Origin of the sequence: Bradyrhizobium viridifuturi (assembly GCF_001238275.1) — a bacterium.
Classification (GTDB): domain Bacteria; phylum Pseudomonadota; class Alphaproteobacteria; order Rhizobiales; family Xanthobacteraceae; genus Bradyrhizobium; species Bradyrhizobium viridifuturi.
In genome coordinates, this window is sequence record NZ_LGTB01000005.1 from 52,679 (window position 1) to 64,900 (window position 12,222).

Annotated in this window: 9 protein-coding genes; 7 read left to right on the forward strand and 2 right to left on the reverse strand. The window is 60.0% G+C overall.

All coding sequences use genetic code 11. From position 1 onward, the window contains the following. The first annotated feature begins 439 nt into the window (after window positions 1-439). The 6 genes from ALC15_RS06565 to ALC15_RS06590 all read left to right on the forward strand — a co-directional run bounded on the left by ALC15_RS06565 (window position 440) and on the right by ALC15_RS06590 (window position 9,168). Complete coding sequence (locus tag ALC15_RS06565; RefSeq protein ID WP_244485955.1) at window positions 440-1,090, forward strand: Crp/Fnr family transcriptional regulator; 651 nt, start codon at window positions 440-442, stop codon at window positions 1,088-1,090. 1,644 nt (window positions 1,091-2,734) lie between these two features. Further along, window positions 2,735-4,246 (forward strand): FAD-dependent oxidoreductase, encoded by a 1,512-nt coding sequence (locus tag ALC15_RS06570; RefSeq protein ID WP_063695554.1) that lies wholly within the window; start codon window positions 2,735-2,737, stop codon window positions 4,244-4,246. 20 nt (window positions 4,247-4,266) lie between these two features. Beyond that, a complete protein-coding gene (locus ALC15_RS06575) occupies window positions 4,267-5,574 on the forward strand; it encodes an aminotransferase class III-fold pyridoxal phosphate-dependent enzyme (RefSeq protein ID WP_128089447.1) in 1,308 nt (435 codons plus the stop codon). A 31-nt stretch (window positions 5,575-5,605) separates the two neighbouring features. Then, on the forward strand, window positions 5,606-6,547 hold the full coding sequence (locus ALC15_RS06580; RefSeq protein ID WP_050404887.1) for a sulfotransferase family protein: 942 nt from the start codon (window positions 5,606-5,608) through the stop codon (window positions 6,545-6,547). Continuing rightward, window positions 6,544-7,791, forward strand: a complete 1,248-nt coding sequence (locus ALC15_RS06585) for an MFS transporter (RefSeq protein ID WP_283806243.1) — start codon at window positions 6,544-6,546, stop codon at window positions 7,789-7,791. The genes ALC15_RS06580 and ALC15_RS06585 overlap by 4 nt, the downstream gene beginning before the upstream one ends. Window positions 7,792-7,809: 18 nt before the next feature. Beyond that, the gene (locus tag ALC15_RS06590; RefSeq protein WP_050626567.1) at window positions 7,810-9,168 is read left to right on the forward strand and encodes a condensation domain-containing protein; all 1,359 of its coding nucleotides are present in this window, start codon (window positions 7,810-7,812) and stop codon (window positions 9,166-9,168) included. A 704-nt stretch (window positions 9,169-9,872) separates the two neighbouring features. Here the strand turns inward: ALC15_RS06590 and ALC15_RS47115 are convergent. Then, entirely contained in the window at window positions 9,873-10,196 is a 324-nt protein-coding gene (locus ALC15_RS47115) for an FkbM family methyltransferase (RefSeq protein ID WP_283806244.1), read from the reverse strand. After that, complete coding sequence (locus ALC15_RS47120; RefSeq protein WP_283806245.1) at window positions 10,193-10,519, reverse strand: FkbM family methyltransferase; 327 nt, start codon at window positions 10,517-10,519, stop codon at window positions 10,193-10,195. The genes ALC15_RS47115 and ALC15_RS47120 overlap by 4 nt, the downstream gene beginning before the upstream one ends. A gap of 676 nt (window positions 10,520-11,195) precedes the next feature. Between ALC15_RS47120 and ALC15_RS06600 the strand changes: the two genes are divergently transcribed. Beyond that, the gene (locus tag ALC15_RS06600; RefSeq protein WP_050626568.1) at window positions 11,196-12,161 is read left to right on the forward strand and encodes an IS481 family transposase; all 966 of its coding nucleotides are present in this window, start codon (window positions 11,196-11,198) and stop codon (window positions 12,159-12,161) included. Window positions 12,162-12,222: the final 61 nt, after the last annotated feature.

The window sequence follows — 12,222 nt, forward strand, 5'->3', positions numbered from 1 at the left end:
AGATGAGCTGCCCCGGCTCCGCAATTGCTTTGCTCGGCTGCCGCCAAGGCACGATGCGGAAGGCGTCAGTGTCGAGCCGACGTTGGCTGCACGCTCGTGAGCCTTGACGCCGGTTGGAGGGTACCGCAGCTCGGCGGTCCAGGCGATCGCGCACCATGTTTCGTCGTTCTACAGAAGTAAGTGGTTTATCGTCGAGCTTTCAGGGATAGCCAGAGCGTCATCGTCCAGTGCGTTTATGGGCTATCCGGCGTCTCCCCTAGAGATCGCGCAAAGCTCGAATAGGGGAGTAGGAGAAACGTTGAACATCAAGGGGAACCGTGCAGAATGGCCGCGGCTATGGCTGGTGGGGATAGGTGTCGATATCGGCGTGCCCCGGCGATAGAACGGGGTTTGCTTGCCGCACCAAATGCTCATTGCGCGTCTGCGGAGCGTCACGGGCTTGTCCGAGCAAGACCAAGCTAAGCTCGAAAGCATGCCTCACACCATCAAACGGTTCGCTCCTGGCGAGTGCCTGGCGCGCCAGGGGGATCGGCCTGTGAGCTGTGCAGTCGTGATGGGCGGCTTTCTGTCTCGCCAAAGAGTGGCATCGGATCGAATCCAGATAACGTCCTTCTATATACCTGGGGACATCCCCGACCTGCACACCCTTCACTTTCCGGAAATGGATCGCGATCTCCGCAGCATCGGCACCAGCATCATTGCCCTTGTACCCCACTCCTACCTCAGGGAAATCCTCGCGAAGTCTGCCGCGCTCGCCCATGCGTTTTGGCGGGAGACGTTGATTCACACGGCGATCTATCGCGAATGGATCGAAAATCTCGGCTCCCGGGAAGCGTTGCCCCGGCTTGCTCATCTTCTTTGCGAGATCGCCGCGCGGCTTGAGCTCGTCGGGCTTCTGAACAATGGTCGCTTCCATGTTCCATTCACACAGCAAGACATCGCCGATGCATGCGGCTTTCGACGGTACACGCGAATCGGACGATCCAGGAGCTTCGGCGCAGGAAGCTCATTGAATGGAACGGACATGCTGTTGATCTTATTCAGCGAGATCGACTCGAGTTGCTTGCAGATTTCCGTCCCTCCTATCTGATGCGCTGAATTTCTTGGGCCGTTGCTGCCTGCGCAGCTTTGCCTAGACATCACAGGCGGCGTTCACCTTTCGACAGGTAAGACCGAGCGCTGGTATGTATTGGCTTTGAGGCGAATGCATTGCTCGTGGGCGGAATCCCCAGGGCATTTTTTTGCCCGGCCAGCGCCCCGTCGCGATCTCGCGCAGCGAACGTGTGTCGCCGACGGATTTCGAGGAACGCCGGCAAGATCCACAAAATCTGCATCGTCAATCGTTGGGAGCTCGCGGCCACGGGAGAGCGATTTCCGTGTTGCCAGCACAGCTTTGGCGCTTGGCTGTGATATGCCCGCCGAATGAGCCGCGCCGCGCAACTCCCCGGTAAAGATGCTCGGATCGGGCACCGAGCCCATCATGCTCGGACCACCCCCGTCCAATCTTGGTAAGATGATCATAGCACATTTGAGATCGTCGACACCGACCGTGTGATTAGGCCGGCTAACAAGACGCTCAAAAAGTGCGCTGCTCTGAAGATTCTCTGCCGCCAATCAGCAAGCACGTCAGCTTCTGGAAAGGCCAAAAGGCATGAGATCACGTGGAAAACATGACGCACAACGCGTCTCGATCACGGTGTAGTACGCGACTATCAAAGAACGAGAGCAACACGTACGTCTGCTCCTCTCGAAGGTACTTAGCTGATTGTAAAGGCCCTCGGCTTGAATTGCATGCGGGTCAGCTCAAAGAGCTTGAATCGCACGCGGCGGCACGTTGTATCATCTCAGAGTAGCTAACAAGGGAGTCCGAAAGGACTTCCTGTTGCTGCCGTGATGAGACGCTGATGCGATCGGTATGTGTGCAGCAGAGACCAACTCCACTGTTGCCACCATCATCTATGAGATGACGCGAAGGAGGAACGCTCGACACCAGATCTGCCCGACATGATCCTTCGCAATTTGAATTTGCGGTAAAATCCTTGCCGCAAATATCCGTCGGCAGCCTCCCTCTGTCGACGGAAGCTGGCGCGATGCTTAGCAGCCTCGCTCCCCCAGACGGACTTCGCCCGGCCATCGATCAGGCCGGGCTTTTTTTTGCTGCCCATGAAGAGCGTAATTTGAGGCGTTCTAGCCGGCGTATAATGATTGCGGAGAGTTGAGAACGAATTTGAATTGCTCGTGGGTCCATCAGACCGGCTGAGTCTCTCGCGATCAAACCGCTTACAATTCGTACGATGATATGCGACAGTGGTGACCGATCGACGCATTCGAGCGACTGCGGCCTTAAAACTTCCACATGGCGTCGCGAAGCTGCGCTTGCGAGCACCTTCTCGATCACGACAATATGTGTTTAGTACCCGCATCGGGAGCACTGGTGGGTCGATTTGCTTTGAGAGCTCTTAGATCTCTCAAAAATCGCATTTCGCGGAAGCCGCTTGCTCATATTTATGCGATTGCTGCCTCGAAGGGCTTGAATCGCACGCAGCGTCATATTGTACGATCTCACGGCGATGATCCCTAGCGGACGAGCGAAGCCAAACCGGAAATCCGGAGCGATCGCATGAATCAGCCGCGCGTCCAACGCCCGCGATGAGACTTAGTTCGATGGCATTTCCTCTCTAATGAACACGGCGCGATAGCGCATCGGCGATATTTGTTGCCAGAAGATGGGATAATGACGGCCGATATTGTTGATGTATGTGTAATCGGGAGTGGCGCCAGCGGCTCGACGGTCGCTCACGAGATCGCACAACGCGGATTGCGAGTACTTCTTCTCGAGCAGGGACGAACACTTCCTCCCGGCGCTTCGCTGGCGAACGTCCAAAATGGCATGGATAGCGCCCTGGTGCAGTCTGCGGCAGGAACGTTGACGCCGTTCGGGCGTCCGTGGACCGTCTGCGCGCTCGGTGGCGGAATGACTTTGTATGCCGGGATAGCCTTCCGCTGTCGCGCCATCGATTTTGACGCACGAGCGCATGTGGCCAGGGACGCGCTCGACCCGAGCTGGCCAATCGACTACACGGACCTACGCCCATTCTATGATGAGGTGGAACAGCGCGTGGGAGTAGCCCGCCTGGCCGGAGCGGATCCGCTCGAGCCGCCGAGCGATCCCCCCGTTCTGCCACCGCACAAATACAGTGTGCAGGGCCAGTTGATCGCCGATGCCGGGGCACGCCTGGGCCGGCTGCCGTTCCCCACTCCATTGGCAATCAACTCGATCCCATATCGCGGCCGGCCAGCTTGTCACTGCGAGGGACCATGCAACGAACATCTGTGCCCGAGCGGCGCGAGGGCCGACGCACGCTCGCCGTTCAGGGGTATCGCCCTGCCGCCGGACGCGCTGACGATTGCGCTTGGCAGCAAGGCCGTCCGCATCGATCTCGGCAACGTCAGTCGCGCCGATGCGGTGGAATGGATAGACACTCTCAACCGACAACGCGCTCGGGTCCGCGCCCGCTGCGTTGTACTCGCGGGCAACGCGGTACAGTCTGCCGCCCTGCTCCTACGCTCGGCGCAACAGGCAGCGCCCAACGGCATCGGCAACGCATCTGGCATGGTAGGCAGTGGCATCTCGTTTAAGATCAGCGGCTACGTGACCGGTAGGACCACGTTGAATCCGCCGACCACGCCCCAGTCCGGCCACCCCTTCTCCACTGTCGCGGTGTCCGATCACTACCTGGACGACGAGGCGCCTTCGGGGCTCGGCGGAATGATCTACGAAGCAAGTCAGCCCGAACGCACGGATTCCGGCGAGATAAGGCTACGGCTGCATTTTTTGGCGGCCGATCAGCCCATGCGCAACAACACGGTCCGGCTGGCCACCAGCCGGGACGGGCTGGGTTTGCCCAAGATCATTCTCGATTACCGGACCCACCCCCTCGACAAGCGCCGACTAGGCTACTTGTCGCGACATGCGTCGAACTTGCTGGCCGAGGCAGGGGTAAAACAAGTCGATTATCAAGATTCCAATTATCAGTTCGGCAGCGGACATCTGCATGGCGGCTGTCGGGCAGGAAGAGATCCGACACAATCGGTGGTTGACCCTTGGGGCCGCGTGCACGACATCGACAATCTCTATGTCGCGGATGGCGGCTTCTTCCCCTATGCCGGGGGCGTCAACCCGACCTTCACCATTCAGGCGAACGCGCTGCGGATCGCTCGAAGAATAGTCACGCAGCTGACGTAACGAGCGCAACGGAGAGGGTTTTGTCGATCAGCACGCCTACTGCCGCCGTGACCGCGACCGACGGGCATGGATCGGCACTGCGACGCGCCCTGCGCGTCACCGCTTCGCAGAAGTGGGACCTCAACAAGCGTTTTCCGGTCGTGATGACGCGCGCGTCAGGCGCGCATGCATGGGACATCAATGGAAAGCAATACGTCGATTTCACTTCCTGTAGCGGTGCCGCACCGCTTGGGGCCGGATACGAGCCGGTCGTGGCGCACGCAGCCGCTGAGATGCGCCGCACCGGCGGGATTCTGCCCGGACCGCTGTCCGTGCACCGGGTCGAACTGGCCGAACGGCTGGCGGAGATCTTCCCCGTCGCGGAACGCTCAATGTTTTTCCGCACCGGATCTTGCGCTACCACCGCAGCCGTGCGCCTTGCCCGCGCGTTCACGGGCATCAACCATGTACTGACCAGCGGATATCACGGCTGGCATGACTGGCAGTTGCAGGACCGCCCCGAGATGGGGCTGCCCAATCGGGACCGCGACAGCGTGGACTTCCGCTACAACCTCGACTTGCTCGATCAGCTGGCAAGTGTCCAGCGCGTCGCCGCGGTGATCGTCACCCCGGAGGTCAACTTCTTCCCGCCAGAATACCATCAGGAACTGCAGAGACTGGTGCATCGGCACGGCGCCCTGCTTGTCCTTGACGAGGTGATGACCGGATTCCGCTACGCGCCTGGCGGGTACCACATGGCGGTCGGCCTCACGCCCGATTTGATTACACTGAGTAAAGGACTGGCGAACGGAATGGCGCTGTCGGCAGTCGCGGGCCGGGCGGACGTACTGGCCGCGGCCGAAAAGACATACATGGGAAACACCTACCAGCGCGAAGTAACCCCGTTCGCCGCTGCATTGAGCACCCTGCACGCCCTGCGCGACGGGACCGCGCTGGCCCGGATGCGCGAGGTCGGCGAGCAATTGATCAAGGGGCTCAACGGCGTCTTCACAAGACAGCAAGCCGCGGCATGGGCGTTTGCCTGGCCCACCATGTTCGACGTCGTATTTGCTGACCCCGAGCTTGGCCATGCCTTCTTCCAGGAAATGTGGGCTCGGGGCTTCCTGATGCAGTATGGCGGGCGTTTCATGCCATCGGCAGCAGTGTCCGACACCGATGTGCAGGCCGCCGTCGAAGCAGCTGGAGAGGCCCTTCCGGCAGCGCTGTCCCGCATGGAGAACCCGGCTCGCGACCCGGATCCGGTCGCAGCTGCAGTACGGTTTGCCAGAGATCATTTCGTTGCCACCCCGGGAGCGGTTCGGCGCTGGTTCAATGCGCCCGTCCCCTGACCAGCACACATGTCGAACAGAGAGCAGGGCCATGTCGCAGCCGGATACATTTTCCACATCGCCGGTGCTGCTCGGCGGTGACAACCGGTCGGGCACCACCCTGCTGAGTATCGTGCTCGACTCGCATCTGGATCTGGTAGCCGGGCCAGAGATCGACTTCCTCGAACCGCCCAACCTCGGGCCGCACATTGTTGGTGCCATCGATCAGCTTGCGGCCGCCGATTCGTGGGGCATGGGCACAAGCAAGAACACAATCGATCCGTTCTGGTATGACGGGATGCATTTTGTGGTGCAGTGCCGCCGCTTCGGTCTCGACTTCGATGACGTGCGCGAACTTGTCGGCAAGGTCATGGTCGTCACGGGCAATGACATTGTCTCGTTCGCCGACCGATGCCATCTCATTAACGAGATCGGTGAGTTGCGCCGTGCGCGCAGCGGAGCGCAACGCTGGGGATTGAAACTGCAGCGGAAAATCACCCGGGTCGATGACTTCGCCCGCCTGTGGCCGCGTGCACATTTCGTGCATATCGTGCGGGACGGCCGTGACGTTGCCGCCTCTCATCTGAGGACAGTTCCTGACTGGGGGTACCGAACAATTGCTGATGCTGCGCAGGGTTGGTTTGAAGTGGTGTCCCGGCCGCACAGAATCGCGCCGCCTGGCCGTTATCTCGAGGTGCGTTACGAGGACCTTGTAAGCAGTCCCCACACTACACTGGCGGCGATTTTGGATCACCTCGGCTTGCCGTGGGACGAGGCCGTGCTGCGTCACGCTGAATACGAACACGCGTTGTTCGAACAACCGCACGACCATCCGGCAGCCGAGGCTGCGGGAAAGCCGCTGCATCAGGGGCGGATCGGTCGCCACGTCCAAGATTTGACGCCAGCTGAGATTTCGGAGTTCGAGGAGATCGCCGGAAGTGAACTGGCCCGACTAGGTTATCTGTCCGCCTCAACGCCGTCTGGCGACGCGTGAGCCGCCGGCGCCGATCTGATGCGCCTCACCGGCTGCCAAGCAGCTACCTTGCGCTGCTCGTCGGCCAGACCATTTCCTTGCTGGGCTCCAACGTAACCATGCTGGCGCTGCCGCTCACTGCAATTACGCTACTGGATGCCGGACCGGCGCAGGCGGGGCTCTTGCTGGCCTGCGGTCGGGCACCGTGCCTTTTCGTGAGCCTGTTCGCCGGGGTCATTGTCGACCGTCTCCCGCTCCGACGTATCCTTCTGACCGCTAATCTGGTGATGGCGGTAACGCTCGCCACCATTCCGTTGTGCGCCAGCCTTGGACATCTGGGAATGGTTCAGCTGTACGTGACAACCGTGCTGGTTGGGATAGCCGCGGTGATCGCCGACGTGGCTTATCTGGCGTGCATACCTACAGTCCTCGACCGGTCTCAGCTGGTTCGGGCGCAGAGCTCATTGGAGTTCAGCCAGGCGACTGCGATGGCCGCAGGTCCGCTTCTGGCCGGCTGGCTCATCAACGCCTTCTCCGCTCCAACCGCAATCCTGGCCGACTCCGTCTCATTTCTGCTTGCCGCCGCGTTGCTCTCGCTGGTGCCGATGCGTGCCGCCTCATGCTCAGCGGCCCCCTCGAGCACTGTGCTGGTCCAAATGGCAGAAGGGTTGGCGAGCGTTTTCGGCAATCCGGTTTTAAGGGCCGTTACCCTAGCCACCGGCACATTCATCTTTTGGCTCAACGCGTATTCTGCGGCGTTTCTCCTGCATCTGACCAGGAATCTCGAGTTCGACAGCCGAATCGTCGGCATGGTGCTCGGTATCGGCGCTCTCGGTGGTGTGGTGGGCGCGGCGGGCTCACCGTGGGCGGGCCGGACATTTGGGCTTGGTCCCGTATTAATGACCGGCTTGGCGGTGAGCGCGGCAGGCATGAGTCTTGGAGGCCTGCTCACCGCGCCCTCGTGGGCAGCAGTGGCATGCGTGGCGCTCTCCCAATTCATTCTGTGGATTGGCCAGGGACTCTACCACGTGCAGCAGGTTCCAATTCGATATGGGCTGGTCCCGCAGCACCTGCAAGGCCGGGTCAATGCGAGCATCCGCTGCGTCGTGTGGGGACTGGGCTCGTTGGGCGCACTGGTCGGCGGCGCAGCCGCCGCTGCAACGAGCCTGCGCACCATGTTGCTGGCGAGCAGTGTGCTTGGCACTGCCTCGATACTCTGGATCTGGCGCTCGCCGCTGCGCCGCATGCACAGCTTGCACCTGTAACCATCGCGACGGCCAGTCATGGACATCAAGCAATTTTGCGATACTGATCGGCAGGCGGGTCGGCTGATGCTGTGGCGGGTCGGCGTTCCGGACCCGGTCAGCTGGCGGCCCGACCCGCGCCGTCCGTCCCATGTTCAGGAAGACCACCTTCGCTTTGCGCACGATGGCCGGCCCGGCTGGCTCGGCACCGCCTTCGACTTGCCGGGCGAGTTCAACAGCGCTGCGCTGACCAAATCGATCCTTGGCTGGGTCGACCGGCACGAGGCGCTACGCAGCCGGTTGGTCAAGGATGGATCGACAATCCATCGTGCCACGATCGGACCAGGCGCGGCAAGGCTTGAAAAAACCGTGGTCGGTGACTACGCCGATGGCGATGAAATAGTTCAATTGCTGGAAGAGCTGTTCGACGCGGAGACCAGGCCGGTGTCCTGGCCAGCATATGTCTTCGTGACGATCACACGGCCGACATCGACAAGCCTCCTCTTGGCCTGCGACCACTCCGTCAGCGATGCCTATTCCATCGCTTTGGTGCCATACGAAATTCGCGAGCTGTACACAGCCGCAATCCTCGGAGTGGCGCCCGAGCTGGCACCGGTGAGCAGCTATCTGGACCACGCTGAATCCGAACGAGAGCGACTGGGCGATTTGACCGATGATCATTCTGCTATCGCTCACTGGCGCGAACTGATCGCCGCAAACGGCGGTCAATTGCCGGATTTTCCACTACCACTCGGTGCGCCGGAGGGCACCTTACAACGCACAGGGCGAATGTGGCTGCTCGACGCGGCACAAGCAGCTGAGTTCGATCACGGCTGCAGGTCCCAGGGCGGAAACGCGACGACGGGATTATTCGCCTGTCTGGCGCTCGCCGGAAAGACACTGGCAGACCAACAAGAATTCCTCGCCGTTGCCCCCTTTCACACGCGGTACGACCTGCCCTCGATGCGCTCGGTAGGATGGTATGTCGGGATGGGCCCGGTGCGTTTCCGCCTGGCTGGCACGTTACCGGAGCTCCTGCGCGCCGCGCGGCTCGAGCTCAAGCGAGCCAAGAAAACCGCTCAGGTGCCATTTCCGAAGGCGATGGAGCTGCTCGGCACCGCGCTGCGCGACCGTTTCATGGTCTCTTATATGGACAATCGCACCGTGCCCGGGTCAGACCTGTGGCCGCAGTGGCGGACACGATTTATGATCAGTCGTAGTTCTGATGCTTGCGAGACATACCTGTGGATCAGTCGCTGGCAGGACGGAATTTATGTGCACTTCCGTCACCCCGGCACCGCCCTCGCGCGAACCGCGATGGATCATTATCTCGCTGAAGTGGCGGCGCACGCTCATTTCATCAGTCGCGCTCGTCCGCTGCCGCAAGTTTCGAACTGACCAAAAGGCGCATAGCATCCTCACCTGCGTTTGTTGCACTGAGCCTGGCGATGGCACAGTCCTTGCCAAGTCTCGGCCGTGAGATCAATTCGTCCCAGAACGGCCGAGGAGGCCTACGGGACGATCGGCTGCTGCAGTTATGCTCGCATGGATAAAGGGAGCTTCAAATGAGCCTGCTACGACCAAGTTGTCCGCAGATGCAGACCCGTTTGAACAAGGAAGAGGCCAGGGATGGCGTGAGCATCAACTCACGGCATGAAATAACAATAGCGGCGCCAAGCGCGTGACGAAGTCCGACCAACTCAAGGAGCTACGCGAACTCATGCAATTGCTTTGGCATTTGTTCGAACGAGTGCACGAGCTTCCAAGAGGCCCAGAACATACAGCAGCCGTTCAGACGCTTAAACGCTTGGAGCGCCGGCTGGTAGTCCTGGTTCAAGCATCTGAAACGGCTCGGGCGACTGACCGCAAACTCGCCGGTGGTTCGGCTCGCTAAGCCGGTGATTGTCACACTCTCACCAAAGCCTCGACCTGGCCGCCATCGGCGGGATCTGCAATAACAGCCGAGAACAAAAGGACGCTTGCAAGCCTGTCCGACCGCTGCGTTTGTTCGCCCTATTGATCATTGATTGTGCAGCTTTGGGCGGCATAAACTGCGCAAATCAGTCTTGCAGCTACGAATGAGCGCCGTATTCAAGTAGCCGTTAGAAGCGCGTATTTTTAAGCAATACGTCGCCTTCCACGTCGCGCGGATAATGCGCCGCCACTTCGAACGACGGTAACAGGTCAAGAATGGCCCGCAAAGACAGCTGCCCTTCGTAAAGCTCGCGGTCGCTGTATTCCGTGTAGATGAAGCGCGTGTTGCTGACGGTCTGCATGCCGCCGGCGATGACGTCGGCTTCGGCTCCCTGGACATCCATCCAGATGAAATCGACCCTGTTCAGCCCGGCTTCGTTGCACCAATCGTCAAGCCGCCGCGTTTGAACCGGGACAGGACGATCGAAACGAACCCAATCATACTCAGTCAAATGATTTTTCGGGCGGCGTATCGAGCCGGAAAGGTCCCATCCTTCGCATCGCCATCTGCATTGCTTGGATGGAATTCGATCACCCCGTTCCGATCGCTGATCGCGATTTCAAGCAACTTCACCTTGTCGAGAGATGGGCCCAGCTTCTTCCTGAAGCGCGCGATCGCTCTGGGGTCAGGCTCGAAGCAGTAGAGCTGCGCTTGCGGGCACAGGTTGAGAAAGTGTTGCGTGTCAGTTCCGTCGTTGCATCCGATATCGAGGATGACCGGATCCGACTTCTCAAGAAGCGAAACAATGTGCTGATGTATTTCCACAGAAGACACCGGTCTTGCCCCAATAGTTGAGATTTGTGCTCGAAGCCGCAATCACATGCCAGACGCCGCCGCACAATGCATATCAACGTATATAATTCATATGTGCGTTCCCCATTTATCCATGGCCATCTGGACGGCGATACCAAAGGGGGGTCTGTCGCGGCGAAAGCCGCAGCAATTGCCCTGGGGCGACAGAGCTATCCGGAAGAACGTAAATCGGAAAATCGTGCACGAGCGTGCGGTCCCTCGCTTCCAGACTAAAGATCGTCTTCCTCAAAACATCGTCGTGCCGGCGCATTACCCGTCGGCGGATCTCGATGGAGTGGTCGAGGACAGAGTGACCGCTCCTGCGCAACGACGACCAATCCCCATCGATCGCAGTTGCAGCCCAGCCAATGTCGCCCTGCCATCTGATAGTCGGCGTTCCAGATCCGCGCACTCACGATCTTCGGCTGACGACTTTTAGGCTGTTTGGCCTGAAGGAGCGCGATCACGCCGGGCAATCCTGAGAGCGCGCTCAGGCCACGCTGACCGCCGCTGAATGATGGTCGCAGAACTCACTGCAACGTTCGCCGAGCCATGTACTGGCGCTCGGAGAAAACAGCATTGGCGCGGCGCGAACTCCTAGGTGTTTAGTCCCAAGCTTTGATGGTGCATTCTTATCGCACGATTCGAAGGATGCGCTATGGGACAAGTTCTACACGGCTGCGCCACCACGACGGAGGCAGTCCGTCGAGCAATACAAAATAGTCAAGAGAGCCTGAGATCACTCGCCAAGCGCTACGGGATCAACCAGAAGACTGTCGCGAAGTGGAAGCAGCGCGAGACCGTCGCCGATCGTTCCACCGGCCCCAAGGAAGCCAAGTCGACAGTCCTTTCCATCGAGGAGGAGGCGATCATCGTCGCTTTCCGGCGACACACGCTGCTGCCGCTCGACGATTGCCTCTATGCGCTGCAGCCGACCATCCCGCATCTGACGCGGTCCTCCCTGCATCGCTGCCTCCAGCGCCACGGCATCAGCCGATTGCCGGAGGTCCAAGGCGGCAAGCCCTCGAAGAAGAAGTTCAAGGTTTATCCGATCGGCTATTTCCACATCGACATCGCTGAGCTCCAGACCGCTGAAGGCAAGCTCTACCTCTACGTCGCAATCGATCGCACCAGCAAGTTCGCCTTCGTGCAACTGGCCAGGAAGACGGGAAGGACCTCAGCCTCGGCCTTCCTCGCAGCTCTGATCGCGGCCGTCCCCTACAAGATCCACACGGTGCTCACCGATAATGGGATCCAGTTCACCTTCCCGCCGCGCTATGCAGACGGCCCGACGGCAAGATACGTGACGCATATGTTCGACATGCGATGCCAAGAAAACGGGATCGAGCATCGACTGACCAAGATCAAGCATCCCTGGACCAATGGCCAGGTCGAGCGCATGAACCGCACGATCAAGGAAGCGACTGTCCATCGCTGCCATTACGACCGACAAGATCAGCTCGAAGCTCACCTTGCCGACTTCATCACCGCCTACAATTACGCTCGGCGGCTGAAGACCCTGAAGGGCCTCACACCCTACGAATACATCTGCAAATGCTCGACTTCCCAGCCAGAACGATTCAAACTCAACCCACTCCAGCAAATGCCGGGACTAAACACCTAGGGGGCATCGATCACGGCCACTCCGACGGGGCACGCGGCCTCCCAGTTGGTCGGGCCCCGAA